At 71.9% G+C, this 24,690-nt stretch carries 25 protein-coding genes; 12 read left to right on the top strand and 13 right to left on the bottom strand.

Features of this window, described 5'->3' with window-relative positions; all coding sequences use genetic code 11:
• Positions 1-10: 10 nt before the first annotated feature.
• The 4 genes from CFP65_RS39205 to trxA all read right to left on the bottom strand — a co-directional run bounded on the left by CFP65_RS39205 (position 11) and on the right by trxA (position 4,480).
• Positions 11-1,555 carry a hypothetical protein gene (locus CFP65_RS39205; RefSeq protein WP_158702351.1) on the bottom strand — a complete coding sequence of 515 codons (1,545 nt, stop codon included), beginning with the start codon at positions 1,553-1,555 and terminating at the stop codon, positions 11-13.
• Positions 1,552-2,034, bottom strand: a complete 483-nt coding sequence (locus tag CFP65_RS25295; RefSeq protein WP_104818353.1) for a DUF6114 domain-containing protein — start codon at positions 2,032-2,034, stop codon at positions 1,552-1,554. Before CFP65_RS25295 ends, CFP65_RS39205 begins: the two co-directional genes overlap by 4 nt.
• A gap of 122 nt (positions 2,035-2,156) precedes the next feature.
• Entirely contained in the window at positions 2,157-2,795 is a 639-nt protein-coding gene (locus CFP65_RS25290) for a DUF6230 family protein (RefSeq protein ID WP_104818352.1), read from the bottom strand.
• Between the two features lie 692 nt (positions 2,796-3,487).
• Positions 3,488-4,480: a thioredoxin gene (trxA, locus tag CFP65_RS25285; RefSeq protein WP_104818351.1), complete on the bottom strand. Its 993-nt coding sequence runs from the start codon at positions 4,478-4,480 to the stop codon at positions 3,488-3,490.
• Positions 4,481-4,856: 376 nt separating this feature from the next.
• Here trxA and CFP65_RS25280 point away from each other — a divergent pair, with 376 nt between their 5' ends.
• Positions 4,857-5,492 carry a TetR/AcrR family transcriptional regulator gene (locus CFP65_RS25280; RefSeq protein ID WP_254552555.1) on the top strand — a complete coding sequence of 212 codons (636 nt, stop codon included), beginning with the start codon at positions 4,857-4,859 and terminating at the stop codon, positions 5,490-5,492.
• Positions 5,493-5,510: 18 nt separating this feature from the next.
• On the opposite strand, the gene CFP65_RS25275 is transcribed toward CFP65_RS25280, so the two are convergent.
• Both CFP65_RS25275 and CFP65_RS25270 read right to left on the bottom strand, forming a co-directional pair.
• The gene (locus CFP65_RS25275) at positions 5,511-6,497 is read right to left on the bottom strand and encodes an SDR family NAD(P)-dependent oxidoreductase (RefSeq protein ID WP_104818349.1); all 987 of its coding nucleotides are present in this window, start codon (positions 6,495-6,497) and stop codon (positions 5,511-5,513) included.
• A complete protein-coding gene (locus tag CFP65_RS25270; protein WP_104818348.1) occupies positions 6,494-7,642 on the bottom strand; it encodes a glycosyltransferase in 1,149 nt (382 codons plus the stop codon). Before CFP65_RS25270 ends, CFP65_RS25275 begins: the two co-directional genes overlap by 4 nt.
• 63 nt (positions 7,643-7,705) lie before the next feature.
• Here CFP65_RS25270 and CFP65_RS25265 point away from each other — a divergent pair, with 63 nt between their 5' ends.
• Together CFP65_RS25265 and CFP65_RS25260 are read left to right on the top strand one after the other, a co-directional pair.
• Positions 7,706-8,392, top strand: coding sequence for a response regulator transcription factor (locus tag CFP65_RS25265; protein ID WP_104818347.1), 687 nt, complete (start codon positions 7,706-7,708; stop codon positions 8,390-8,392).
• Positions 8,389-9,780, top strand: coding sequence for a cell wall metabolism sensor histidine kinase WalK (locus tag CFP65_RS25260; protein ID WP_254552554.1), 1,392 nt, complete (start codon positions 8,389-8,391; stop codon positions 9,778-9,780). The genes CFP65_RS25265 and CFP65_RS25260 overlap by 4 nt, the downstream gene beginning before the upstream one ends.
• Before the next feature lie 57 nt (positions 9,781-9,837).
• Here the strand turns inward: CFP65_RS25260 and CFP65_RS25255 are convergent, their stop codons facing one another.
• From CFP65_RS25255 to CFP65_RS25245, 3 genes are all read right to left on the bottom strand, one after another.
• On the bottom strand, positions 9,838-11,523 hold the full coding sequence (locus CFP65_RS25255; protein ID WP_104818346.1) for a methylmalonyl-CoA mutase: 1,686 nt from the start codon (positions 11,521-11,523) through the stop codon (positions 9,838-9,840).
• A 138-nt stretch (positions 11,524-11,661) separates the two neighbouring features.
• On the bottom strand, positions 11,662-11,994 hold the full coding sequence (locus CFP65_RS25250; protein WP_104818345.1) for a DUF3817 domain-containing protein: 333 nt from the start codon (positions 11,992-11,994) through the stop codon (positions 11,662-11,664).
• A 44-nt stretch (positions 11,995-12,038) separates the two neighbouring features.
• A complete protein-coding gene (locus tag CFP65_RS25245; RefSeq protein WP_104818344.1) occupies positions 12,039-12,554 on the bottom strand; it encodes a MarR family winged helix-turn-helix transcriptional regulator in 516 nt (171 codons plus the stop codon).
• Positions 12,555-13,066: 512 nt separating this feature from the next.
• On the opposite strand from CFP65_RS25245, the gene CFP65_RS25240 reads away from it, so the two are divergent.
• A complete protein-coding gene (locus tag CFP65_RS25240) occupies positions 13,067-14,716 on the top strand; it encodes a M4 family metallopeptidase (RefSeq protein WP_104818343.1) in 1,650 nt (549 codons plus the stop codon).
• 59 nt (positions 14,717-14,775) lie between these two features.
• Here CFP65_RS25240 and CFP65_RS25235 read toward each other — a convergent pair whose 3' ends face one another.
• Entirely contained in the window at positions 14,776-15,102 is a 327-nt protein-coding gene (locus tag CFP65_RS25235; protein ID WP_104818342.1) for a DUF3817 domain-containing protein, read from the bottom strand.
• A 162-nt stretch (positions 15,103-15,264) separates the two neighbouring features.
• Here CFP65_RS25235 and CFP65_RS25230 point away from each other — a divergent pair, with 162 nt between their 5' ends.
• From CFP65_RS25230 to CFP65_RS25205, 6 genes are all read left to right on the top strand, one after another.
• Positions 15,265-16,038: a DUF2127 domain-containing protein gene (locus tag CFP65_RS25230; protein WP_104818341.1), complete on the top strand. Its 774-nt coding sequence runs from the start codon at positions 15,265-15,267 to the stop codon at positions 16,036-16,038.
• Between the two features lie 15 nt (positions 16,039-16,053).
• Complete coding sequence (locus CFP65_RS25225; RefSeq protein ID WP_104818340.1) at positions 16,054-16,692, top strand: AIM24 family protein; 639 nt, start codon at positions 16,054-16,056, stop codon at positions 16,690-16,692.
• Positions 16,692-17,342: an AIM24 family protein gene (locus tag CFP65_RS25220; protein WP_104818339.1), complete on the top strand. Its 651-nt coding sequence runs from the start codon at positions 16,692-16,694 to the stop codon at positions 17,340-17,342. The genes CFP65_RS25225 and CFP65_RS25220 overlap by 1 nt, the downstream gene beginning before the upstream one ends.
• Positions 17,343-17,491: 149 nt before the next feature.
• Positions 17,492-18,316, top strand: coding sequence for an AIM24 family protein (locus CFP65_RS25215; protein WP_104821108.1), 825 nt, complete (start codon positions 17,492-17,494; stop codon positions 18,314-18,316).
• Between the two features lie 54 nt (positions 18,317-18,370).
• Positions 18,371-18,904: a MarR family winged helix-turn-helix transcriptional regulator gene (locus tag CFP65_RS25210; protein ID WP_254552553.1), complete on the top strand. Its 534-nt coding sequence runs from the start codon at positions 18,371-18,373 to the stop codon at positions 18,902-18,904.
• 108 nt (positions 18,905-19,012) lie between these two features.
• Positions 19,013-19,681: a 1-acyl-sn-glycerol-3-phosphate acyltransferase gene (locus tag CFP65_RS25205; RefSeq protein WP_104818337.1), complete on the top strand. Its 669-nt coding sequence runs from the start codon at positions 19,013-19,015 to the stop codon at positions 19,679-19,681.
• 39 nt (positions 19,682-19,720) lie between these two features.
• Here the strand turns inward: CFP65_RS25205 and CFP65_RS25200 are convergent, their stop codons facing one another.
• Positions 19,721-20,296 (bottom strand): NIPSNAP family protein, encoded by a 576-nt coding sequence (locus tag CFP65_RS25200; RefSeq protein WP_104821107.1) that lies wholly within the window; start codon positions 20,294-20,296, stop codon positions 19,721-19,723.
• A gap of 148 nt (positions 20,297-20,444) precedes the next feature.
• Here CFP65_RS25200 and CFP65_RS25195 point away from each other — a divergent pair, with 148 nt between their 5' ends.
• Positions 20,445-21,632, top strand: coding sequence for a serine hydrolase (locus tag CFP65_RS25195; protein ID WP_104818336.1), 1,188 nt, complete (start codon positions 20,445-20,447; stop codon positions 21,630-21,632).
• A 35-nt stretch (positions 21,633-21,667) separates the two neighbouring features.
• On the opposite strand, the gene meaB is transcribed toward CFP65_RS25195, so the two are convergent.
• Together meaB and CFP65_RS25185 are read right to left on the bottom strand one after the other, a co-directional pair.
• Positions 21,668-22,624: a methylmalonyl Co-A mutase-associated GTPase MeaB gene (gene meaB / locus CFP65_RS25190; RefSeq protein WP_104818335.1), complete on the bottom strand. Its 957-nt coding sequence runs from the start codon at positions 22,622-22,624 to the stop codon at positions 21,668-21,670.
• An 81-nt stretch (positions 22,625-22,705) separates the two neighbouring features.
• Positions 22,706-23,893, bottom strand: a complete 1,188-nt coding sequence (locus CFP65_RS25185; RefSeq protein ID WP_104818334.1) for an acetyl-CoA C-acetyltransferase — start codon at positions 23,891-23,893, stop codon at positions 22,706-22,708.
• 245 nt (positions 23,894-24,138) lie between these two features.
• Between CFP65_RS25185 and mce the strand changes: the two genes are divergently transcribed.
• A complete protein-coding gene (gene mce / locus CFP65_RS25180; RefSeq protein WP_104818333.1) occupies positions 24,139-24,573 on the top strand; it encodes a methylmalonyl-CoA epimerase in 435 nt (144 codons plus the stop codon).
• The last annotated feature ends 117 nt before the right edge of the window (positions 24,574-24,690 follow it).

Here is a 24,690-nt window from a genome sequence, read left to right as displayed (position 1 = left end):
AGCCGGCGGCTCAGAGGTCGGCGGGCGGGTAGGCCTGCTTGTCGTTGTACATGTGCATCCCCGGGATGGTCAGCGCGCCGCCGAACTGGCCCGCCTGCACGGCCGTGACCTGCTTGAGCTCCAGGTCCAGCGGGATCGGGATCGCGCCGATCAGGTCGTACAGCCACTGCGGCAGCGTGGTCGGGGTGAGCGTGATCTTGCCCAGGTCGATCGGGATCGGCAGGCCGATCACCTTGCTCAGGTGACCGGAGAGCCGCTCGACGTACATGGTGACCGGGCCGTGCCGCATGGTCGAGGTCGAGCCGGGTGCGCCCTTCACGTGGAAGGTCACCCCGTTGCCCTCCAGCGAGGACATGTCGAGGTTCTCGATGTCGACGTTCTGCACCACGAACTTGAGCACCCGCTTGGTGGTGGTCGCGGTCCGCACGTCCACCACGCCGTAGAACTGGGCGTGGTACAGGTCCAGCTTGGAGGTCAGCAGGGTCCAGCTCTGCTCCGGCACCTGGATGCCCGGCTCGGTGCCGTTCGCCTTCAGGGCGTGCGCGTCCACCTGGCAGTTCGGATTCGTGCTCGGCGAGGCCGAGGGAGCCGGCTGCGCCGGGGTGCCGACCCGCTTGGTTCCGCCGCTCGCGCTCGCCGAGGGGCTGGCGCTCGCGGTGGGCGCGGCGGTGGCGCCGGCCGGGTGCTCAGCGGGCGGCTGCGGGGCCGTGCTCGTCCCGGCGGCCGGGCCGGTGCCGGGCTTGGCACCCGCGTCACCCGGGGTGCCCGGGTCCGTGGTGGGCGCCGTCGGCACGCTCGGCGCGCTCGGCGCGCTGCCGGAGCTCGCCGGGGCGGGGGCGGAGGGCGCCGGGGTCGGGGTGGACGGGGCCGGGGTCGCCGTCTTCACCGGCGCGGGGGCCGGCGGGGCCGGGGTCGGCGTGGGCTTGTGGCCCAGGTGCAGGATGTCGAGGACGTCCCACAGGTCGTCGGCCTTCACCTCGGCGCGGGCCGCGGCAGGGCTCGGGCTGTCGCTCACCGCTGGCGCGCTCGCGCTCGGCGCGGCGGCCGGGGCCTGCGCGGCGGGCGCGGCCGGGGCCTGGGCCTGGGCCGCCGGGGCGGCCGCGTGCGGGGCCTCCTTGGCCGACTGGGCGGCCTGAGGGGACTGGGCGGCGGACTGAGGGGTCGTCACCGTCCGGGGCGTGAGCACCGGGTGGGAGACCGGGGTGGTCGGCGCGGTGGAGGCGGCGGCGGTCGGGCTCGCCGTCGGGGTGGCCGTGGTGGTGCCCGGGTAGGCGGTGGGCGCCTGCTGCGGCGCTCCCGTACCGCTCGGGTTGGGCAGCGGGGTGATCGAGCTCTTGGGCACCGGGATCTCCTCGATCACGGTGTCCGGCGCGCTCGCGCAGGCGTTCGGCTGCGAGTGCGGGGAGTCGGCCATCGCCAGGGTCGGGATGGCGCCCATCAGCAGGGCGGTCGGCATGGCCGCGATGGCCAGTGCCTTGCCGCGCAGCTTGGTCCGGGTGGAGACCCGGGGCACCGCGTGCCGGGGGCCCGGCACCTTCGGCTCGCCGACTGTCACGGCTGCTCCTCGGGGTCGGCCTCGCCCGCTGCGGCCGCGTCGGCCGGGCCGTCCAGGGCCGGCGTCACCTTGAGCGGGGCCCAGGCACACATCAGACCGCCGCCCAGCAGGCCGAGGATCAGGCCCAGGCCGAAGCCGCCGAGGTTGGAGACCGGCACCGAGACCAGCGCGAGGATGGTGGTGGCGATCCCGCAGAAGACCCGCACCAGCGGCTGCACCCAGGCGGTCACGCCGAGCACCATCACCAGGATGCCGATGATCAGCGAACCGGCCCCGCCGGTGGTCGCCATCGTCATGGTCAGCTGGCCCAAGTGCATCTTGGCGTACGGGAAGTAGAGGATCGGGAGGCCCGCCAACACGGCCAGCAGGCCGCCCCAGAACGGGCGCGTGCGGCGCCAGTCACGGAACCTCAGTCGCAGCCGGGCGAACCCGGACGTCTCCTGCTCCTGGGGCCACTCGGTGGCAGTTGCGCTGGACATGGTGCGAGCTCCTCGATGATGGGTACGAGGGGACAACTGGTAGCGCGGTCGGGGGCGCGCACGCACGCGCCCGCCCCCGACCGCAGAGTTCCGAGCCGTCCACGGGGACGGCGATCAGAACCTTAGAAGCACTCGCCGTCGCCGGGCTTGTCGGCCTTGGAGATGCTCAGGTGCAGGCCCGCCAGCTTGAAGGTGCCGGCCGAGGTGGACCACGCGGTCTGCTGCACACCGGTCAGGTGGGCGTGCGGGGCCGCCTGGCCGAAGCCGCCGACGCGGCCCTTGGCGTTGCCCGCCAGGGTCGAGGCGTCCTGGCCGATGTTGATGCCGGCCTTGCCGTCGTTGGCGGCGTTCGGGTTGTCGAAGGTCGCGTCGGCGTTGAGCGAGTCGAGACCGATCATCAGGTTGTCGGCCTGGACCGGCTTGCTCGGGTCGTCACCGGCGTTGAGCTTCAGCACCCAGGTGCCGAGCGGGCCGAGGTTGGTCGGCACCGACTGGCACAGCTTCTGGATGGTGGCGTGGTCGAAGGCCGAGACGGCGATCGGGTGGGCACCGGCCGGGCCGGAGTCCACGTCGCCGTACTGGGCGAAGTTGGTGCCGTCCAGGTCGGCGACGCTGACCTTGAACTGCTGGCCGGAGACGCTGAACGACGCGGCAAGCGCGTTGTTCGCCAGGCCGACACCGATCGCGGCGGTCGCGGCGACGCTGGGCACCATCACCAGGGCGAAGCGCTTCCAGCTGGTCTTGCCGTAAGTCTGGGACATCCGAGTCCTCCTTCAGGACGTACATCTCCAGCTGCATCCGGTGCTTCCCGCACCGGAGTTGGCCTGGGATGGGAGAGAGCTACGTCCTCGGTAGCGGAGAGCGCTTCGGGCGTCGGCGAGCGCGGCAGCGGCCGCGACTGCGGCACTCCCGTTCCCGGCACCGGCTGCCTCCAGGGCAGCGGGTACGACCGACGACACCGGCGATCACCCCCGAGCGACAACCATGGACGACCGCGCGGGCTGCGCGACCGCCGTGAGGAACAGGAACCGCGGTGTGGGATCTGCGGATACCCCCCTGCCCTCGTGACCTCCGGCCGGAGCCGGCGGCTCGCCCGGTGGGGACCCCCGCGAGACACTGCGAATCGAGGGGACCGGGCGTCGCCGATCGTGCTTGAATCCCAGGCGAAGCACAAGGGGTGCGTTACTGACGGGTAATCCAACAACGGATGCCAGCGATCATGGAATCCAAGGCGCGACTACCGATCGTCACCCCGTGGAGGTTTCGTGATGTGGAAACCCCTGGGAAACATGGGCGAAACACCCCTCATTGGCCACCGAGCGTGACCAGTGAGGGGCGTTGTCAAGATTTGGTAAACCTCGGTGCCTACGCCCGCTTTGTCGGCAAATCACCAGCGACACCGCAGGTCACCGACCGTGCCAACCAAGGCGCACGAACGGCCCGGGGCCACCGCTCAGAAGAGCACCCGGGCCAGCGCCTGCCGGGCCGCGGTGACCCTCGGGTCCTCCGGGCCGATCACCTCGAACAGCTCGAGCAGCCGCACCCGCGCGGCGTCCCGGTCCTCGCCGAAGGTCCGGCCCACGGTGCTCACCAGTCGGCCGAAGGCGTCCTCGACATGACCGCCCACCAGATCCAGGTCGGCCGCGTCCAGCTGGGCCGCGACATCCTTCGGATCGGCGGCGGCCGCCGCGCGGACGGCCTGTGGGTCGAACTTCTCCACCCGGTGCAGCAGCTGGGCCTGGGCCAGGCCCAGCTTGGCCTCGGCGTTGCCCGGCTGGTCCGCCAGCACGTTCTGGTACGCCTGGACGGCCCCGCCCAGGTCGCCCCGGTCGAGCGCGTCGTGGGCGGCGGCCAGCGCCGGGTCCTCCGGCAGGGCCGGGGCGTCCTCGCCGACCGCGGCGACCGCGCCGGTGCCGCCGACGATGCCGAACCGCTGCTCGGCCACCGCGATCAGCTGGTCGAGCACCTTGCGGACGTTGTCCTCGCGCTCGGCGCCCTGGAACAGCGGCACCAGCTGGCCCGCGACCACGGCCATCACGGCCGGGATGCCCTGGATGCCGAACTGCTGGGCGATCAGCTGGTTGGAGTCCACGTCGATCTTGGCGAGCACGATCCGGCCGGCGTACTCCTCGGCCAGCTTCTCCAGCACCGGGCTGAGCTGCTTGCACGGGCCGCACCACTCGGCCCAGAAGTCCACCACGACCGGTACCTCGGCCGAGCGCTGCACGACCTCGGTCTCGAAGGTGTCCTCGGTGACATCGATGACGAGCGGGTACGAGGGCCCCGCCGGGGCCGTACCGTCCGCCTCGGCGGCGGCGGCCTGCCGGGCCCGCTCGGCCCGGGCCTGCTCGGCCTTCTGAGCTGCCTCCCCGGCCGCCTTGACGGCGGCGAGGTCGACCGCACCGCGCAGGGCGGAGCTGTTGAGACGCGAATTCCGTGGCTGCATGAGACCATCCTCCCCCGTTCGCGCGGGTGGCGTGTGCCAACCGCCGGGAAAGGTCGTACCCGGGACTCCCCCGCTCCCCTGCGCCGAGCTACGGCGCGGGTCCCCACCCGCGCCTCGCGGGGGCCCGATCCCTGGGGCGCGCACCGCGTGGTTGTCGCTCTTTCGCTACGAGTCGTAGCGTATCTGCACCGAGGGCCCCCGCCGCAAGCCCGCCCGGGGCTCCACGGACGTGAGCTGCCCCACTTTCCCGACTCCCCCGGCTGCGACGGAGGACGACATGTCGCTACGGTGGCCTCCCCCGGAGAAGTTACCGACAAGTAAACCGGTCGAAACTGAATCCCACGTGTCCGTTCCGTATGCATCGCTAGGAGGCTCGGTGGCCCCCACCACCCGGCAGCCGGCCGCCCCCGCCGCCCTGCCGCGCGGCAAGGGGCGCCCGCGCAGCGCGAGCGCCGACCGCGCCATCCTGGACGCGACCCGGGACGCCCTGGCCGAGATCGGCTGGGGCGCCCTGACCATGGGCCACGTGGCCGCCCGGGCTGGCGTGGCCAAGACCACCCTCTACCGCCGCTGGCCCTCCAAGAACGACCTGGTGATCGAGGCCGTGGCCAGCCTCTTCGACGAGCTGGAGATGACCGACCGGGGCAGCCTGCAGGCCGACATCGAGCACGTGGTGGCCGAGTTCGCCGCCCTGCTGGCCCGCCCGGAGACCCAGGCCGCCCTGCTCGCCCTGTTCGCCGAGGGCACCCGCGACCCGGAGCTGCGCCGCCGCATCCGCGAACGCATCGTCGAGCCCCAGAAGCACCTGGTCCGCCAGGGCCGGGCGATGGCCCAGCAGCGCGGCGAGCTGGGCCCCGACCTCGACGACACCACCGCCTGCGAGGAGGTCGACATCATCTTCGACACCATCGCCGGCACCGTGGAGCACCGGATGCTGGTCAGCGGCGAGCCCGTCACCGCCGAGTGGATCCGCCGCTTCACCACCCTGCTGCTCAGCCCGCTGGCCGACTGAGGCTCCCCTGAGCCCCGGTCAGACCTGGTAGCGGCCGGGGGCGAAGGCGTCAAGGTTGGCGGCGACCCAGGCCGAGGTGGCGCGCAGGCCCTCGGTCAGCGAGACCTTCGGCCGCCAGCCGGTCAGCTCGCGAGCCTTGGTGTTGTCCGAGAGCAGGCGCTCCACCTCACTGCCGCCCGGGCGCAGCCGGGACGGGTCCTGGACCACCTTGGCGGTGGAGCCGGCCGCCGCGATCAGCTGCTCGGCGAGCTCGCCGATCGCGATCTCGCTGCCGGTGCCCAGGTTGAGCACCTCGCCGCGCGCCTTCGGGGAGAGTGCCGCCGCCAGGAAGCCCTCGGCGGTGTCGGTGACGTAGGTGAAGTCCCGGGTCGGGGTGAGCGAGCCGAGCCGGATCTCCCCGGCGCCCGCGTGCAGCTGGGAGAGGATGGTCGGGATGACGGCCCGGGCCGACTGCCGGGGCCCGTAGGTGTTGAACGGGCGCACCACGGTGACCGGCAGCTCGAAGGCGTGCCAGTAGGAGAGCGCCGTCATGTCGGCGCCGATCTTGGAGGCCGAGTAGGGCGACTGCGGCTGCAGCGGGTGCGCCTCGGTGATCGGCGCGGTGATCGCGGTGCCGTACACCTCGCTGGTGGAGGTGTGCACCAGCGAGGCCCCGGCCCGCAGGCAGGCCGCCGCCACGTTCTGGGTGCCGACCACGTTGGTCTGCACGTACGCCTCGGGCGCCAGGTAGGAGTACGGGATGCCGATCAGCGCGGCCAGATGGAAGACGGTGTCGCAGCCGGCCACGGCGTCCTGCACCCGCCCGGGGTCGCGCACGTCCCCGGCCACCATCTCGACCTCCTCCGAGCCCAGGTACTTCGCCAGGTGGCCGCGCTCGGCGTACGGCTTGTAGTGGACGAGGGCGCGCACCCGGGCGCCGCGCTCGACGAGGAGGTCGACCAGCGTCGAGCCGATGAAGCCCTCCGCGCCGGTGACGAGGACTCGGGTGCCGTTCAGAGTGTTCATGCGGCCCTCCTGGGGGCGTAGGCGGATGCACGGCCGGCCACCCGCAGCACCTTGGCCGCGAGCAGGTCGGCCGCCTCGGCGTGGGTGGACGGATCGGCCGCGCGGCTCATCAGGTCGAGCCGGCGGGGGTCGGCGAGCAGCGGCTCGACCAGGGCGGCCAGGCGCTCGGCGGTGCACTCGCCGTCGGGCAGCAGCAGCCCGGCGCCCGCGTCGGAGAGCACCCGGGCGTTGTGGGTCTGGTGGTCGTGCGGGGCGTGCGGGTAGGGCACCAGCACGGCGGGCACCCCGGTGCCGGCCAGTTCGGCCACGGTGGCCGAGCCGGCCCGGCAGACCACCAGGTCGGCGGCGGCGTAGACCAGGTCCATCCGGTCCAGGTAGGCCACCGCCGTGGCCACCGGCGAGCGGCCGAGCCGCTCCCGGGCCGCCGGCAGCGCGGCCGGGCCGGTCTTGATCAGCAGCCGGACGTCCGGCCGGCGGTGCCAGCGCTCGGCCAGGCCGAGCGCCGCCTCGGTGAGCCGGGCCGCGCCCAGGCTGCCGCCGTTGAAGACCACCAGGTGCTCGTCGGGGGCCACCCCCAGCCGGGCCCGGGCCTCGGGCCGCAGCGCGGCCCGGTCCAGGCTGGCCACCGCGCCGACCATCGGCATGCCCACCGTCTCGGCCCCGGTGCCGGCCGGCAGGTGCTCGCGGGTGCGGTCGAAGGCCAGCGCCAGGTGCGGGGTGAGCCGGGCCGCGAAGCGGTTGGCCCGGCCGGGCACCGCGTTGGACTCGTGCACCACGCTGGGCAGCCCGGCCATCCGCGCCCCGACGATCACCGGCGCGCTGGGGTAGCCGCCCATGCCCACGGCGATCTGCGCGCCCTGCGCGCGCAGGATCTCCCTGCACTGCGCGCCGGAGCGCAGCAGCGCCACCGGCAGGGTGTACCGGCGCAGGCCGAGCGAGGAGTCGAAGGGGATCATGTCGACGGTGTGCAGCCGGTACCCCGCCTCCGGGATCAGCCGGGTCTCCAGCCCGCGCTCGGTGCCGACGAAGGAGATCTCGGCCCCCGGCTCGGCCCGGCGCAGCGCCTCGGCGAGCGCCAGGCCCGGGTAGATGTGGCCCCCGGTGCCACCGGCGCCGATCACCACGGACAAGCGGTTCTCTGTCATGCGCCGAGCCTCTTCGGGCGAGCTAAGAGAGTTCTAATAGCCCGGTTTGAGAGGGTTGTCCGCATGACGTCACGTGCGAGGGTGCTGGTGGTGGACGACGACCCCGAGGTGCGGGCCGCCGTCGAGGACGGCCTGGCCGTCGAGGGGTACGCCGTGCACGGCGCGGCCGACGGCCTGGCCGGGCTGGCCGCACTGACGGCCTGGCAGCCGGACGCCGTGGTGCTCGACGTGATGATGCCCGCCCTGGACGGCCTGGCCTTCTGCCGCCGCGTCCGTGCCCTGGGCGACCGGGTGCCGATCCTGGTGCTGACCGCCCGCGACTCGGTCAGCGACCGGGTCGACGGCCTGGACGCGGGCGCCGACGACTACCTGGTCAAGCCCTTCGCCCTGGACGAGCTCACCGCCCGCCTGCGCGCCCTGCTCCGCCGCACCGCCCCCGCCGAACCGGACGGCACCCTCGGCTACGCCGACCTCACCGTCGACCCGGTGGGCCGCACCGGCCGCCGCGGCAGCCGCCCGCTGGAGTTCTCCCGCACCGAGTTCGCCCTGCTCGAACTCCTGCTGCTCAACCCCGAGCAGGCCCTGCCGCGCGAGCTCATCATGGCCCGGGTCTGGGGCGCCGACTTCGGCCCCGACTCCAACTCGCTGGCGGTGTACGTGGGTTACCTGCGCCGCAAGCTCGAAGCGGGCGGCGAGGCGAGGCTGGTGCACACCGTGCACGGAGTCGGCTACCGCCTGGGCACGGCGTGAGCGCGGGTGGTGCCCACGCCGCCTGGCGGCGGCGCCGACCGCTGCGCACCCGGCTGGCCCTGGCCACCTCGGCCGCCGTCGCGCTGGTCACCCTCGGCATCTGCGCGGCCGGATTCACCGTCATCCGCTACGAGTTGGTGCACCAGCTCGACCTCAACCTGACCCAGCACGCCACCCTCACCAAGCAGCAGCACCGCGGCGAGCCGCCGCAGACGGTGTCCGGCGAGTGCGGCTTCCTGGCGGCCCCCGCCTGCACCCAGATCGTCCCCGCCTCCCCCGCCGCCGAACCGCGCACCCCGTACCCGCTGCCCGTCACCCCGGCCACCCGCGAGGTCGCGGCCGGCCAACGCTCCGGCTACTACAGCGAGATCACCGTGGCCGGCCATCCGGCCCGGATGCTCACCACCCCCTTCGCCCCCGGCCAGGCCGTCCAGGTCGCCCTGCGCTCCGACACCGTCCGACAAGGCGTCACCCAGGCGGGCGAGTTGATGGCCCTGGTGGCCGGCCTCGGCATCCTGGCCGCCGGCCTGCTCGGCTACGCGGTGGCCCGGGCCGGCCTGGCCCCCGTCGCGCGCCTGACGGCCACCGCCGAACGGATCGCCGCCACCCGCGACGCGGGCGTCCGGATCAGCCTCCCGCCCGACCGCAGCGAGGACGAACTCACCCGCCTGGCAGGCGCGTTCAACGTGATGCTGGAAGCCCTGGAGGCCTCCGTGACGGCCCAGAAGCGCCTGGTCGCCGACGCCTCGCACGAGCTCCGCACCCCGCTCACGGCCCTGCGCACCAACGCCGAACTCCTCTCCCGCGCCGACCGGTTGACCGAGGCCCAGCGCGTCCGCGCCACCGCCGGCCTGCACCGCCAACTCCGCGAGATCACCGGCCTGGTCAACGACCTGATCGAGCTGGCCCGCGACGAAGAGCCCCAACCCCTGGTCGAGCCCGTCCCGCTCGCCCCCCTGGTCGCCCACTGCGTCGACACCGCCGCCGGCCACTGGCCCGCCATCACCTTCCACTACCGACCGTCGGGTGACCCGACCGTCCCCGGCGTCCCCGCCCGCCTCACCCGCCTGATCGGCAACCTCCTCGACAACGCCGCCAAATTCAGCCCGCCCACCGGCCCCGTCGAAATCCGCCTCACCCCCACCACCCTCACCATCCGCGACCACGGCCCCGGCATCACCCCCGAAGACCTCCCCCACATCTTCGACCGCTTCTACCGCTCCACCACCGCCCGCAGCCTCCCCGGCTCCGGCCTCGGCCTCGCCATGGCCCGCCAGATCGCCAAAGCGCACGGCATGACCCTGACGGCCGGTACCGCTCCTGGCGGAGGCACTCTGCTGCAGTTGCACTATCAGGGGCGCGGGGAACTGCGCGCGTGCGGAAGGTGACCGGCCTGTCGCCTCCCGCGTTCGCGCAGTTCCCCGCGCCCCCATGGTTGCCGTCGGCTAGAAGGCGGGGATCTCCCGGTAGATGCCCCACTCGTCCCGCAGCGCGTTGCAGATCTCGCCGAGGGTCGCCTCGGCGCGGACCGCGTCGAGCATCGGCGGGATCATGTTCTCGCCCGCCCGGGCGGCGGCGAGCATCGCGTCGAGGCCGGCCCGGACGGCCGCCTCGTCGCGCTCGGCCTTGCGGGCCTTCAGGACGCGGACCTGCTCCTTCTCGACCTCGTGGGAGACGCGGAGGATCTCCAGCTCGGGGGTGACGGAGCGCGGGTGGCAGTTGACGCCGACGACCCGCTTCTCGCCCTTCTCCAGGGACTGCTGGTACTGGAAGGCGGCCTCGGCGATCTCACCGGTGAACCAGCCCTCCTCGATGCCGCGCAGGATGCCGGAGGTCATCGGGCCGATCGGGTGGTCCTCGGTGCCCTTGGCCAGGATCTTGGCGAAGATCTCCTCGGCCTGGGCCTCGATCCGGTCGGTGAGGGCCTCGACGTACCAGGAGCCGCCCAGCGGGTCGGCGACGTTGGCGACGCCGGTCTCCTCCATCAGCACCTGCTGCGTCCGCAGCGCGATCTCGGCGGCCTGCTCGGAGGGCAGGGCCAGCGTCTCGTCCAGCGCGTTGGTGTGCAGCGAGTTGGTGCCGCCCAGGACGGCCGACAGGGCCTCCACCGCCGTGCGGACCACGTTGTTGTAGGGCTGCTGGGCGGTGAGCGAGACACCGGCCGTCTGGGTGTGGAAGCGGAGCCACTGCGCCTTGTCGGTCTTGGCGCCGAACCGCTCCTTCATCCAGCGGGCCCAGATCCGGCGCGCGGCGCGGAACTTGGCGATCTCCTCGAAGAAGTCCAGGTGCGCGTCGAAGAAGAAGGACAGGCCCGGCGCGAAGACGTCCACGTCGAGACCGCGGGAGAGGCCGAGCTCCACGTACGCGAAGCCGTCGGCGAGGGTGTAGGCGAGCTCCTGCGCGGCCGTGGCCCCGGCCTCGCGGATGTGGTAGCCGGAGACCGAGAGCGGCTTGTACGCGGGGATGCCCTCGGCGCAGTAGGCCATCAGGTCGCCGATCAGGCGCAGGTGCGGCTCGGGAGCGAAGAGCCACTCCTTCTGCGCGATGTACTCCTTGAAGATGTCCGTCTGCAGCGTGCCGTTGAGCACCGAGGGGTCCACGCCCTGGCGCTCGGCCGCGACCAGGTACATGCAGAAGATCGGCACGGCCGGGCCGCTGATCGTCATCGAGGTGGTGACCTCGCCCAGCGGGATGGAGTCGAAGAGCACCTCCATGTCGGCCGCCGAGTCGATCGCCACGCCGCAGTGGCCGACCTCGCCGAGCGACTTGGGCTCGTCGGAGTCGTAGCCCATCAGGGTGGGCATGTCGAAGGCGACCGAGAGGCCGCCGCCGCCGGCCTCCAGGATCATCTTGTAGCGCTCGTTGGTCTGCTGGGCGTTGCCGAAGCCGGCGAACTGCCGGATGGTCCACGTCCGGCCGCGGTAGCCGGTGGGGTGCAGGCCACGGGTGTACGGGTACTCGCCCGGCCAGCCGATCCGCTCGAAGCCCTCGACCGGCTGCCCGGCGGGCGGGCCGTAGACGGGGGCGACCTCGTCGCCGCTCAGGGTGGTGAAGTCCGCGTCACGCTTGCGGGCCTTGTCGTACCGCTGCTGCCAGCGCCGGCGACCGGCCTCGATCTCCTCGGCGTCCATCGACTCCGAACTCCACTCCGTACGGCCACCCCGGATCGCGGGACGACACAGCTACTAGGACGTCCCACCAAACTACTCGGACGTCCTAGTAAATGTCGATGGCGACCTGCGGGCCGACGGAGACCCGCCGCGACGGTGTCAGGCGCTGACGGCCTCGGGGGCCTCGATCAGCGGGGCCACGTCCTGCGAGACCTTGCGCTCGACGAAGAAGGCGGCGGTCGGGATGGTGCCGGCCAGCAGCACCCAGGCCAGCTTGCCCATCGGCCACTTGGCCTTGGTGCCCAGGTCGAAGGCGAACACCAGGTAGACCACGTAGAGCCACCCGTGGGCGATGCCGACGGCGGTGGTGAAGCCCGCCGCGCCCGAGATGTCGAGCGCGTACTTGGCGATCACACCCAGGGTGAGCAGGATCAGGAGGACACCCGTGACATACGCCATCGCCCGGTACCGGGTCAGCACACTCTGCTTCATGCCATCGAGGGTAACCGCCCGCTTCGGGCGGTTCTGTCCGCCCCCTACTCCACGGAGTCCTTGAAGTCCCCCGCGTCCACCCGCAGCGGCCGGAGCAGCTCGAAGACCTCCTGGCACTGCCCGGGCCCGTAGCCCTCCAGGCCGAAGTCGATGGACATCAGCTCGCGGGTGGCCTGCTCGACCACCTCGCGCCCCCGGTCGGTGATCGAGGCGAGCACGCCCCGGCCGTCGGTGGGGTTGGGGCGGCGGGCCACCAGGCCGGCCCGGACCAGGCGGTCGACGGTGTTGGTGACGCTGGTGGGGTGCACCATCAGCCGCTCGCCGATCTTGGAGAGCGAGAGCTCGCCGGTGCGGCTGAAGGTGAGCAGCACGAGCGCCTCGTACCGGGCGAAGGTGAGCCCGTACGGCTTGACCACGGCGTCCACCCGGGAGAGCAGGATCTGGTGGGCCCGCATCACCGAGGTGATGGCGGCCATCGCCGGCGCACCGCCCCAGCGACTGGTCCACAGTTCGTCGGCGCGGGCGATCGGGTCGAAGTCGAGAGCGAGGGGCTTTGCCACGCGCCCACCGTACTCGGACGGCCGGAAAGCGGTAGCAGGTGTCCACGATGCTGGACAAGCGGCCGGGGTTGGCGGACCTCCGCCAACGTCGGGAGCCGGTCAGCGGCGCACCTCCCGGATACGCAATGTTGCGGCAATGTACAAGCCAGCGACCGTCGTTACTCGAATTCGACGGCTATTCAGCCACGGTTCGGATGGAAACTCTCGATCAACGAGTCGTTATGCCCGACTTGTCCGGTTTCCTGGTGACGTTTCAGGTCGCCTACTCCATCAGCTCGCTGGCGGGATTTTGCCAATTCTTGCCCGAGACCTGTCATTCCACCGGTGTGATTGTCATGCTTCTGGCCAGCCCCGTTCGACAGTCCGGCCTCCCCACCCCACAGGCCGGACGTCGCGTGACCGCACGGAGCAGCTCGTCAGCGTCCGTTCCGCCCCAGCAGGTGCCAACTCCGGCGCCCCGGAACGCGATGCGACCGCGCACACGCGGTTGTACCGGAAGGAATCCGTCTCTCATGAAGCGCAAGCTGACAGTCGGAGCCGTTCTCTCTGCCTCTGCCGTGCTCGCGGCGGCGATCCAGGTCACCGCCGGGACGGCCCAGGCCAACCCGAGCCCGATCTCGAACAGCGCCGCCGGCCGCCAGCACTCCGCCCTGATCGCCCAGGCGAGCGCCGAGGCCGGCTCCACCGCCAAGGCGATCGGCCTGGGCGGCCAGGAGCAGCTGATCCCCAAGGACGCGATCGTGGACGCGGACGGCACCCGCCACCTGCGCTACGAGCGGACCCTCGGCGGCCTCCCGGTGCTGGGCGGCGACCTGGTGGTGCACCAGGCCGCCAACGGTGCGATCAAGTCGGTCGACAAGGCCACCGACCAGAAGCTCGCGCTGTCGAGCCTCACCCCGAAGCTGTCGGCCGCCCAGGCCGCCGCGAAGGCCACCGGCACGGTCAAGGCCCAGCTCGGCCAGGCCACCAACGACGCCGACGAGGCCGCGCTGACCTCCGTCGACCAGACCGGCGCGGCCGGCCTCGTCGTCTGGGCCACCGACGGCGCCCCGCGCCTGGCCTACCGCACCACGGTGCAGGGCCAGCGGGCCGACGGCACCCCGAGCCGCCAGGTGCTGGTCACCGACGCGACCTCCGGCGCCGTGCTCTCCACCCACGAGGAGATCCAGACCGCCAACGCCACCGGCTCCGGCAAGGGCGTCTTCGTCGGCTCGGTGCCGCTGACCACCAACTACACCGGCTCGACCTACCAGCTCAAGGACGCCACCCGCGGCGGCCAGTACACCACCGACCTCAAGGGCCGCACCTCCGGCACCGGCACCCTCTACACCGACGCCGACAACGCCTGGGGCACCGGCCTGGCCTCCAACACCCAGTCCGCCGCCGTGGACGCCCAGTACGGCGCAGCGGCCACCTGGGACTTCTACAAGTCCACCTTCGGCCGCAACGGCATCCGCAACGACGGGGTCGGCGCCTACAGCCGCGTCCACTACGGCAAGAACTACGTCAACGCCTTCTGGGACGACTCCTGCTTCTGCATGACCTACGGCGACGGTGCCTCCAACACCCACCCGCTGACCGCCCTGGACGTCTCGGGCCACGAGATGAGCCACGGCGTGACCGCCGCCACCGCCAACCTGAACTACTCGGGTGAGTCCGGCGGCCTCAACGAGGCCACCTCGGACATCTTCGGCACCGCCGTCGAGTGGTACGCCAACCTGGCCGCCGACAAGCCGGACTACCTGATCGGCGAGCTGATCAACATCAACGGCGACGGCACGCCGCTGCGCTACATGGACAAGCCCTCCAAGGACGGCGGCTCGGCGGACTCCTGGTCCTCCGGCGTCGGCAACCTGGACGTGCACTACTCCTCCGGCGTGGCCAACCACTTCTTCTACCTGCTGGCCGAGGGCAGCGGCGCCAAGGTGATCAACGGCGTCAGCTACAACTCGCCGACCTCCAACGGCTCCACCGTGGCCGGCATCGGCCGGGCCAAGGCCCTCCAGGTCTGGTACCGCGCGCTGACCACGTACTTCACCTCCACCACCAACTACAAGGCCGCCCGCACCGCGACCCTCAAGGCCGCCGGCGACCTCTACGGCACCACCAGCACCGAGTACGCCCAGGTCGCCGCGGCCTGGAGCGCGGTGAACGTCAACTAGTACGGCCCACGCGAAAGGCCGGGCCCCCGTCGGGGGTCCGGCCTTCGGCGTACGGCGGGTCAGGCGGTGGCGGGCTCGGCCTTCGCCGGGTACTCGCCGCGCTCCTCGCGGGCCAGCATCCGCTCGGCGAAGAAGCCGCCGGTGGGCAGCGCTGCCAGGATGAACAGCACGATCCCGCGCTTGCGATCCCAGCGCTGCTGCTGCCAGGCCAGGGCGAGGAAGACCACGTAGAGGATGAACAACACCCCGTGGATGTACCCCATTGGCTTGACCGCGTCGAAGCTAGTGGTGCGCTTGAGCACCGAGCAGACCAGCAGCAGGAGGAAGGACAGGCCCTCGGGCCCGGACACCAGGCGCAGGCGGTGGACGGCGCTGCTGTTCTTCACGGTGGCTACCTCTTGTAGGCGTCGACGAGGCTTGTGAACCGACTCACAAACCGCCTCCCATTATCACCGATCGAACACCCGCGCCCGGCCCGGGGTGCCTCGCCCGTATCCTGCTGACCGCGCAAGCGCACCACCGCACCGAACACCCTGGGGGACCCCACCATGGCCATCGACTGGAACCGCCGCACCTGCTCGCGGCGCGGCCACACCACCTACGCACCCACCGAGCCGGAGCTGCACAGCCGGCTGCGGGCCGACACCGCGCTCGGCGAGGCCTGGCGCTGCCTGCGCTGCGGCGACTTCGCACTGGGCGCCCCGCACGGCTCCGGGCCGGCCGCCCAGGCTCCGCTGGTGCCCCGGGGGAAGGCGCTGCGCGACATCTTCATCCTGCGCTTCCTGGCCATCGAGCGGCTGCTGCGCGGGGTGCTGATCGTGCTGGTGGCCTGGGCGGTCTGGAAGTTCTCCAACAGCCAGGACGCGGTGCGCCAGTTCTTCGACAGCAACCTCACCGTCTTCCGGCCGGTCACCGACCACTTCCACTACGACCTCGAGCACTCGCCGATCGTCGACACCATCCGCAAGACCTTCGACTACAAGCACAGCACCCTGGTGATCGTCGCGGTCGCGCTGCTCGTCTACGCGCTGATCGAGATCGTCGAGGCGTACGGGCTCTGGCTGGGCCGCCGCTGGGCCGAGTACCTGACCGTGGTGGCCACCGCCGCCTTCCTGCCGCTGGAGGGCTACGAGCTCTCCGAGCACGTGAGCGCGCTCAAGGTCTGCACCCTGCTGCTCAACATCGCGGCGGTGGTCTGGATCCTGCTCTCCAAGCGGCTGTTCGGCCTGCGCGGCGGCGTGGTCGCCTTCGAGGCCGAGCGTCACTCCGCCTCACTCCTCGAAGTCGAGCAGGCGGCACAGGTGTCAACCGTGGTGGCCTGACGCTACATTCGCCGGGTGGCACAGTTTCGAACCCAGGGATCCCGAGTCCTCGCCGTGGACCTGGCGGGTGACGCCGTCAAGGCCCGCAACGGCAGCATGGTGGCCTACACCGGCCAGATGAACTTCAAGAAGCTCACCGGCGGCGGTGACGGCCTGCGCGGCATGGTGACCAGGCGCCTGACCGGCGAGCAGATGACGGTCATGGAGGTGAAGGGGCAGGGCACCTGCTTCTTCGCCGAGAAGGCGACCGAGGTCAACCTGGTGCGGTTGAACGGCGAGACGCTCTACGTCGAGTCCGACAACCTGCTCTGCACCGAGGCCACCCTGCACACCGGCACCTCCTTCACCGGCCTCAACGGCATGGCCTCCGGCAACGGCCTCTTCACCACCAAGGTGGAGGGGCACGGCTGGGCCGCGCTGATCTCCAACGGCCCGGCCATCGTGCTGCGGGTCTCCCAGGGCACCCCGCTCCGGGTCGACCCGGGCGCGTACGTCGCGCACACCGGCAACCTCAACCGGGCGCTCAAGTCCGGCGCCGGCTGGACCACCCTGATCGGCGAGGGCGGCGGCGAGGCGATGCAGGTGGAGTTCACCGGCGAGGGGCTGGTCTACGTGCAGCCCTCCGAGAAGATCACCTTCGGGGGTGAGGTCTGATGGCCTTCGAGCGGATCAACGGCAAGATGGTCCGGGCCCACCTGGTGCCCGGCCAGCGGGTGTTCAGCCAGCGCGGTGCGATGCTCGCCTACACCGGCGAGGTGAGCTTCACCCCCAACCTGATGGGCGGCCAGGGCGGGGTGATGTCGATGATCGGGCGCCGGGTGGCGAACGAGGACACCCCGCTGATGACCGTCGAGGGCCAGGGCAGCGTGATGTTCGGCCACGGCGGCCACCACGTGCACCTGGTCGAGCTGAACGGCGAAGTGCTCTACGTGGAGGCCGACCGCCTGCTCGCCTTCGAGGGCTCGCTCCAGCAGTCCACCATGTTCATGGGCTCCCAGGGCGGGGTGATGGGCATCGTCCGCGGCCAGGTCACCGGCCAGGGCCTGTTCACCACCCAGCTGACCGGCAAGGGCTCGGTCGCGGTGATGGCCCACGGCGGGGTGATAGAGCTGCCGATCACCCCCCAGCAGCCCGTGCACGTCGACCCGCAGGCCTACGTGGCGCACCGGGGAGACGTCCGCAACAAGCTGTCCAGCGCCCTCGGCTGGCGCGACATGATCGGCCGCGGCTCCGGCGAGGCCTTCCAGCTGGAGCTCTCCGGCCACGGAGTGGTGTACGTGCAGGCGAGCGAGGAGAAGCTCTGATGTCCTACCCGCCGCAGAACCCCTACGGTCAGCAGCCCCCGCCGAACCCCTACGGCCAGCAGCCCGGCCACGGCCAGCAGCCCGGCCACGGCCAGCAGGGCTACTCGCAGCAGCAGGTCCAGCAGTCGTACCAGCCGACCCAGACGGCGATGCCGATCCCGCCGCAGCCCCAGCAGCAGCCGGCCGGTCCCGCCGTGTACGACCAGTACTCCCTGCCGGCGAACGACAACGTCAACCCGTACGCCTTCTCGGTGGACCTGAACGGGGCCTACTACCTGCAGAAGGGGAAGATGATCGCCTACTACGGCGAGATCCGCTTCTCCGGGATCGGCCGCGGCTCGCTCGACCGGGTGCTCCAGCAGAACTTCAACTCCCCGCTGCACGCCTCCGACTGGGTGGTGGCCGAGGGCCGGGGCAAGCTGCTGCTCGCCGACCGCGCCTTCGACCTCAACTCCTACGACCTGGAGGAGGGCAACCTGACGGTGCGCTCGGGCAACCTGCTGGCCTTCGAGCCGACCCTGGCGCTCAAGCAGTCGATCATCCCGGGCTTCCTGACCCTGATCGGCACCGGCAAGTTCGTCGCCGCCTCCAACGGCCCGGTGGTCTTCGTCGACCCGCCGGTCCGGGTGGACCCGCAGGCGCTGGTCGGCTGGGCCGACTGCCCCGCGCCCTGCCACCACTACGACCACCACTACCTGCACGGGGTGCTCGGCGGCCTGCGGCACCTGACCGGGATCGGCGGCGCCTCCGGCGAGGAGCACCAGTTCGAGTTCATCGGGGCCGGCCAGGTGCTGCTGCAGTCCTCCGAGCAGCTGCTGGCGGAGCGTTCGGTGGGCCGGATAGACGCCGAGCCGGGCGTGCCGGGCGGCGGCGCCCCGCAGCAGCACGGCGGCCGGGGCGGGCAGCAGCTGCCGAATGTGAATGTGCCGGGAATCGGTAATCTGGGCGAGTTGGGCCGCCGATTCGGAATCTGATTTTCCTGTCCATCATATTGTACAAGATTAAACAGTTTCCGTTATGCTGTCCTCATGGACACGATGGACACGCACCCCGCAGACGCAGCACCGGTCTCCTCCGCAGCCCCCGCCGAGGCGGCGGAGGAGACCCCCTGGCTCACCGCCAAGGAGCAGCAGTTCTGGCGTGCCCACCTGGAGGTCAGCAAGCTGCTCGACTACCAGCTCAGCCGTGAGCTCCAGTCGCACAACCTCGCCCTCAACGACTACGAGATCCTGGTGGTGCTCTCCGAGGCCCCGGACCGCCGGATGCGGATGACCGACCTGGCCACCGCCACCCTCCAGTCCAAGAGCCGGCTCTCCCACCAGATCACCCGGATGGAATCGGCCGGCCTGGTGCTGCGCCAGGAGTGTCCCGGCGACCGCCGCGGCCTCTACGCCCACCTCACCGAACAGGGCTGGGCCACCATGCAGAAGGTCGCCCCCGACCACGTCCGCAGCGTCCGGGCCCACTTCATCGACCGCTTCACCCCCGAGCAGATCGACGCCGTGCACGAGGCCCTGGCCCCGATCGCCGAGCACCTGCGCACCCTGCGCGGCCGTTCCTGAGCCCGGCGGCCTCCAGCGGACCCTGAGTACCCGTACTCAGGAACGGGCGGCCCCGGCCCGGGAGGATGGTGGCAGCCCGCCCGCCCCGGCCACCCGAAGGACCCAGCCATGCTCAGCCGGATCGCCACCGCCCTGATCCCCCTCCTCGGCCGGCTCACCGTCAGCTCCGAGCTCCCGGGCCCGGTGGCCCCCGGCAGCATCGTGGTGGCCAACCACAGCTCCCTCGCCGACCCCGCCGTGGTGCTCGCCGCCCTCCGGCGCCTGGGCACCGAACCGGTGGTGCTGGCCACCGCGGGCCTCTGGCGGATCCCCCTGCTCGGCCGCCTGCTGCGCTCCGGCGGCCACATACCCGTGCACCGCGGCACCGCCCGGGCCGCCTCCGCCCTCGACCAGGCCGCCGCCGCCCTCGCGGCCGGCCGCGTCGTGCTGATCTACGGCGAGGGCGGCCTGCCCCGCCGCCGCGACTCCGCCGACGCCGAGCCCCGCCCCTTCCGCACCGGCCTCGCCCGCCTCGCCGCGGCCGGCGGCGCCCCCGTCGTCCCCCTCGGCCAGTGCGGCGCCCGCCGCCTGACCTCCGGCAGCCCCGCCAAGCAGCTCGCCGGCCTCGCCACCGCCCCCTTCCGCCGCCCCACCCTCCACGTGCACCTCGGCGCCCCCCTCCGTCTCCCGCTGGACATCGCCGAAGCCACCGCCTCGGCCCACCGGGCCGTGGTCACCGCCTGGCTGACGGCCACCACCGGGGGCGCGGGGAACGGCGCGGCCAACCCCCTACTCTGAGCCCGCTTCACGCCCCGGGCCCGTTGCCCTGTCCGCCCCTCACACCACCGGCTCCAACGTGAGCCGCTCCACCCGCCCCACTCCCTCCGGCAGCGGCCCGCCCTCCCCCTCCTCGAACCAGACCACCACCTCCACGTCCTCCCGCACCGGCAACGCAGGAAACGTGTTCGCCGCGTGCTCGGTCCGGTGAGCCGCAGCCCCCGGCGGGAAGCCCGTCACCCCCGGCTGGAAGCCCGTCACCCCCGGCTCCACGTGACAGATGGTCACCGTGACCACCCCCGCCCCCACCGGCGGCCGGTACCCCGGCCCGCGCAGCAGCAGCACGTCGTCCGAGTCCAGCATGGTCCCGTTCGCCACCTCCCGGTGCTCCCGCCAGACCGGCCCGTAGTAGAACGCCTCCAGCGCCCGCCGCCGCGCCTCCATGTCGGGGAAGGCCCGCAGCCAGACGAACCGGTCCGGATCGTCCACCTCCCGGAACCGCCCGCCCACCCGGATCCCCACCGCCTCCTGCCCGGCCACGAACTCCCGCTCGAACAGCTCGATCAAGGTGTCCCGCTGCCCCGGCCGCAGCGTGTACCGCCGCAGCTCCACCACCCACTCCGCACGCTCGCTCATGCCCCGGAGGCTAAGCCCCCTTCCCTGACACCTGCTGTCAGGGGAAATCACCCTCCGCCTGGTGCAGACGGCCCTGTGCGTACCCACGTCCGGAGGGTTTCCCGCCGCCCCGGTGCGACCCACGCTCCCCCGTGCGGTACACGCCCCCATGCGCACCCGCCCCCGTACCCGCCGCTGGCCCGCCGCCCTCCTGGCCGCCACCGTCGCCCTCAGCACTCCCGCCGCCACCGCGTTCGCCGCCCCCCGCACGCCGGTGACCCAGCGCCAGCTCACCGCCGACCTGACGGCCGTCATGCAGCGCCTCCGCATCCCCGGCGCCGTGGTCTCCGTCACCACCCCCGAGTGGGGCACCTGGACCACCTCGCTCGGCACCAGCGACCTCGCCACCGGCCGCCCGATGGACCCGGCCGACCACGTCCGGATCGGCAGCATCACCAAGACCCTGACCGGCACGGTGATCCTGGAGCTGGTCAAGGACGGGCTGCTCGGCCTGGACGACCCGGTGAGCACCTACCGTCCCGACGTACCGGACGGCGAGCACATCACCATCCGCCAGCTGCTCCAGATGACCAGCGGGCTCTACAACTACAGCGAGGACCCGGAGTTCAACCGGCAGCTGGACGACCACCCCGAGCGGGACTGGACCCCGCAGCAGCTGCTCGACATCGCCTTCGCGCACGACTGCTACTTCCCGCCCGGCACCGGCTTCCACTACTCGAACACCAACACCATCCTGCTCGGCCTGATCGCCGAGCAGCTGACCCACCGCTCGCTCGGCGAGCTGATCCGGAAGGGGGTCTTCGAGCCGGTCGGCATGACCGAGAGCTCCTTCGACCCCAACACGGCCCTGCCCGGGCCGTACGCCCACGGCTACGAGTTCATCTCCAACGTGGCGAGCCTGACCACCCCGACCCTCACCGGCAAGGACGCGGCCTGGGCCGACTGGTCGGCGGGCAACCCGTACGAGGTGACCCACAACAACGTGTCCTGGGCGGCGGCGGCCGGCGGCGTGGTCTCGACCGTGGCCGACCTCAACCGCTGGGCTCCGGTGCTGGCCAAGGGCGACCTGCTGACCCCCGAACTCCAGCGCCAGCGCCTGGACTTCATCCACACCTCGGACCAGCCGAACGCCCCCGGGTACGGCCTGGCCATCTTCGACGTGGACGGCTTCATCGGCCACGACGGCCAACTGCCCGGCTACACCAGCTTCATGGCCTACGACCCGGACCGCGCCGCGACCATCGTGGTGCTGGCCAACCTCAACCAGTCCCCCGACGGCACGGCGCCCGCCAACGAGCTCACCAAGCTGATCGTCTCCGAGCTCTTCCCGCACTGAACCACCCGGGCGGCGCCGGAGCCCGAGTCCAGGGTTCAGGCTCCGGTGACGCCCGCCACCAGCTCGTCCGCCGCCCCATACGGGTCCAACTGCCCGGCGGCCACCCGCTCGGCCAGCGCGTCCAGGTGGGAGTCCCCGCGCAGGTCGCCGATCCGGGCCCGCAGGGCGGCCAGTGCGATGGCCTCGATCTCGGAGGCCGCCCGGGCCGTCCGGCGCCGCTGCAGCTCGCCGCTCTCGGCCAGCCAGGCCTGGTGCTTCTCCAAGGCCTCGACCAGCTCGTCCACGCCCTCGCCCCGGGCCGCGACCGTCTTGACGATCGGCGGGCGCCAGTCGCCCGGCTGCCGGGCCTCGCCCAGGCCGAGCATGTGGTTGAGCTCGCGGGCGGTGGCGTCGGCGCCGTCCCGGTCGGCCTTGTTGACCACGAAGAGGTCGCCGATCTCCAGGATGCCCGCCTTGGCGGCCTGGATGCCGTCGCCCATGCCGGGGGCGAGCAGCACCATCGTGGTGTCGGCCAGGCCCGCGATCTCCACCTCGGACTGGCCCACGCCGACCGTCTCCACCAAGATCACCTCGCAGCCGGCCGCGTCCAGCACCCGCAGCGCCTGCGGGGCGGACCAGGAGAGGCCGCCCAGGTGGCCGCGGGTGGCCATCGAGCGGATGAACACCTCGGGGTCGGTCGCGTGGTCCTGCATCCGCACCCGGTCACCGAGCAGCGCCCCGCCGGAGAACGGCGAGGAGGGGTCCACGGCCAGCACGGCGACCCGCTTGCCCAGCTTCCGGTACGCGGAGACCAGCGCGGAGGTGGAAGTCGACTTGCCGACACCGGGCGAACCGGTGAGGCCGACGATCCAGGCCCGGCCGGTGTGCGGCGCCAGCTCGGCCATCACCTCGCGCAGCTGCGGGGAGGCGTTCTCGACCAGCGAGATCAGCCGGGCCACGGCGCGCGGCCGCCCCTCCCGGGCCTGCTCGACCAGCGTACGGACGTCGATCATCAGCGTGCTCCTCGGTGCGGGAACGTCTGGGCCGCGCCCCGCTTGTGGCAGGTCGCGGCCCAGAAGTTATACGTCAGATGATCAGGCGCGGGGAACCCGCACGATCAGGGCGTCGCCCTGGCCGCCGCCACCGCACAGGGCGGCCGCGCCGACCCCGCCGCCGCGGCGCTGGAGCTCCAGCGCGAGGTGCAGCACGACGCGGGCGCCGGACATGCCGATCGGGTGGCCGAGGGCGATCGCGCCACCGTTGACGTTGACGATGTCCGAGCTGACGCCCAGGTCCTTCATCGACTGGTGGGCGACGGCCGCGAAGGCCTCGTTGATCTCGATCAGGTCGAGGTCGGCGACCTCGATGCCCTCCTTGGCCACCGCGTGCTTGATGGCGTTGGACGGCTGCGACTGCAGCGAGTTGTCCGGGCCGGCCACGTTGCCGTGGGCGCCGATCTCGGCGATCCAGGTGAGGCCCAGCTCCTCGGCCTTGGCCTTGCTCATCACGACCACGGCGGCGGCGCCGTCCGAGATCTGCGAGGAGGTGCCGGCCGTGATGGTGCCGTCGCGGGTGAAGGCGGGGCGCAGCTTGGCGAGGCTCTCGACGGTGGTCTCGGCGCGGATGCCCTCGTCCTGCGAGAAGAGCACCGGCTCGCCCTTGCGCTGCGGGATCTCGACCGGCACGATCTCGGCCTCGAAGACGCCGTTCTTCTGGGCGGCGGCGGCGCGCTGGTGCGAGGCGGCGGCGATCGCGTCCTGCACGTCGCGCTCGATGCCCAGGCGGGTGTTGTGCTTCTCGGTGGACTCGCCCATCGGGATGTTCTCGTACGCGTCGGTCAGGCCGTCGTAGGCCATCGCGTCGAGCATCTCGATCGCGCCGTACTTGAAGCCCTCACGGGACTTCGGCAGCAGGTGCGGGGCGTTGGTCATCGACTCCTGGCCGCCGGCCACCACGATGTCGAACTCGCCGGCGCGGATCAGCTGGTCCGCGAGGGCGATGGCGTCCAGGCCGGAGAGACAGACCTTGTTGATCGTGAGCGCCGGCACGTTCATCGGGATGCCGGCCTTGACGGCGGCCTGGCGGGCGGGGATCTGCCCGGCACCGGCCTGCAGCACCTGCCCCATGATCACGTACTGGACCTGCTCGCCGGTGATCCCGGCCCGCTCCACGGCGGCCTTGATCGCGAAACCACCGAGCTCGGCGCCCGAGAACCCCTTGAGCGAGCCGAGCAGCCGGCCCATCGGGGTACGAGCACCGGCGACGATCACTGAAGTAGTCATGAGACGAGCCCCTTCGCGCGTCAAAGGCCACAGAGAGTTGTGGGGATGCGGCTCAATGTACTGACCCGTAACCCGGCCGTCACCGGAGCAAGGCTGTGATCAGCAGCACTGGCACTGACCAGTCAACACCGTGTCAGAGCCCCCGGGTGAATTGTGAGCAGCCCGACACTCCCCGCAGTGGCGCGGGGCGGGCCCGATGCGCTGTGCTGTTGGCACCCCTCGATCCCCCTCACCGGAGGCCCTTCGTGCTGACCCGTATCGACCACATCGGCATCGCCTGCTTCGACCTCGACAAGACGGTGAAGTTCTACTGCGACACCTACGGCTTCGAGGTCTACCACTCGGAGGTCAACGAGGAGCAGGGCGTCCGCGAGGCGATGCTGAAGATCAACGACACCGGTGACGGCGGTGCCTCCTACCTCCAGCTGCTCGAGCCCACCCGCGAGGACTCCACCGTCGCCAAGTGGCTGGCCAAGAACGGCGAGGGCGTGCACCACATCGCCTTCGGCACCGCCGACGTGGACGGCGACGCCGCCGCGATCAAGGACAAGGGCGTCCGCGTGCTCTACGAGGAGCCCCGGATCGGCTCGATGGGCTCCCGGATCACCTTCCTGCACCCCAAGGACTGCGGCGGCGTGCTGACCGAGCTGGTCACCTCCAACCCGAACGCCGAGCACTGAGAGCGGACCCCGCCCTACCGCTCAGTAGCGCGAAGTTCACCCGCGCCCGTTCCCACGGGAGCGGCGCACACTACAATGCGCAGGAGCCGAGGGCGGGGAACACCCGTCCAGGGGAGT

The organism is Kitasatospora sp. MMS16-BH015 (assembly GCF_002943525.1).
Taxonomy (GTDB): Bacteria; Actinomycetota; Actinomycetes; order Streptomycetales; family Streptomycetaceae; genus Kitasatospora.
This window is presented reverse-complemented; position numbering and strand designations above follow the sequence as displayed.

What these genes read in the sequence shown, in the direction of transcription:
- CFP65_RS25295 (WP_104818353.1), bottom strand. Translation starts at nt 2,034, where the DNA reads ATGTCCAGCGCAACTGCCACCGAGTGGCCCCAGGAGCAGGAGACGTCC.
- CFP65_RS25290 (WP_104818352.1), bottom strand. Translation starts at nt 2,795, where the DNA reads ATGTCCCAGACTTACGGCAAGACCAGCTGGAAGCGCTTCGCCCTGGTG.
- trxA (WP_104818351.1), bottom strand. Translation starts at nt 4,480, where the DNA reads ATGCAGCCACGGAATTCGCGTCTCAACAGCTCCGCCCTGCGCGGTGCG.
- CFP65_RS25275 (WP_104818349.1), bottom strand. Translation starts at nt 6,497, where the DNA reads ATGAACACTCTGAACGGCACCCGAGTCCTCGTCACCGGCGCGGAGGGC.
- CFP65_RS25270 (WP_104818348.1), bottom strand. Translation starts at nt 7,642, where the DNA reads ATGACAGAGAACCGCTTGTCCGTGGTGATCGGCGCCGGTGGCACCGGG.
- CFP65_RS25265 (WP_104818347.1), top strand. Translation starts at nt 7,706, where the DNA reads ATGACGTCACGTGCGAGGGTGCTGGTGGTGGACGACGACCCCGAGGTG.
- CFP65_RS25255 (WP_104818346.1), bottom strand. Translation starts at nt 11,523, where the DNA reads ATGGACGCCGAGGAGATCGAGGCCGGTCGCCGGCGCTGGCAGCAGCGG.
- CFP65_RS25250 (WP_104818345.1), bottom strand. Translation starts at nt 11,994, where the DNA reads ATGAAGCAGAGTGTGCTGACCCGGTACCGGGCGATGGCGTATGTCACG.
- CFP65_RS25240 (WP_104818343.1), top strand. Translation starts at nt 13,067, where the DNA reads ATGAAGCGCAAGCTGACAGTCGGAGCCGTTCTCTCTGCCTCTGCCGTG.
- CFP65_RS25230 (WP_104818341.1), top strand. Translation starts at nt 15,265, where the DNA reads ATGGCCATCGACTGGAACCGCCGCACCTGCTCGCGGCGCGGCCACACC.
- CFP65_RS25220 (WP_104818339.1), top strand. Translation starts at nt 16,692, where the DNA reads ATGGCCTTCGAGCGGATCAACGGCAAGATGGTCCGGGCCCACCTGGTG.
- CFP65_RS25215 (WP_104821108.1), top strand. Translation starts at nt 17,492, where the DNA reads ATGCCGATCCCGCCGCAGCCCCAGCAGCAGCCGGCCGGTCCCGCCGTG.
- CFP65_RS25210 (WP_254552553.1), top strand. Translation starts at nt 18,371, where the DNA reads ATGGACACGATGGACACGCACCCCGCAGACGCAGCACCGGTCTCCTCC.
- CFP65_RS25205 (WP_104818337.1), top strand. Translation starts at nt 19,013, where the DNA reads ATGCTCAGCCGGATCGCCACCGCCCTGATCCCCCTCCTCGGCCGGCTC.
- CFP65_RS25200 (WP_104821107.1), bottom strand. Translation starts at nt 20,296, where the DNA reads ATGAGCGAGCGTGCGGAGTGGGTGGTGGAGCTGCGGCGGTACACGCTG.
- CFP65_RS25195 (WP_104818336.1), top strand. Translation starts at nt 20,445, where the DNA reads ATGCGCACCCGCCCCCGTACCCGCCGCTGGCCCGCCGCCCTCCTGGCC.
- meaB (WP_104818335.1), bottom strand. Translation starts at nt 22,624, where the DNA reads ATGATCGACGTCCGTACGCTGGTCGAGCAGGCCCGGGAGGGGCGGCCG.
- CFP65_RS25185 (WP_104818334.1), bottom strand. Translation starts at nt 23,893, where the DNA reads ATGACTACTTCAGTGATCGTCGCCGGTGCTCGTACCCCGATGGGCCGG.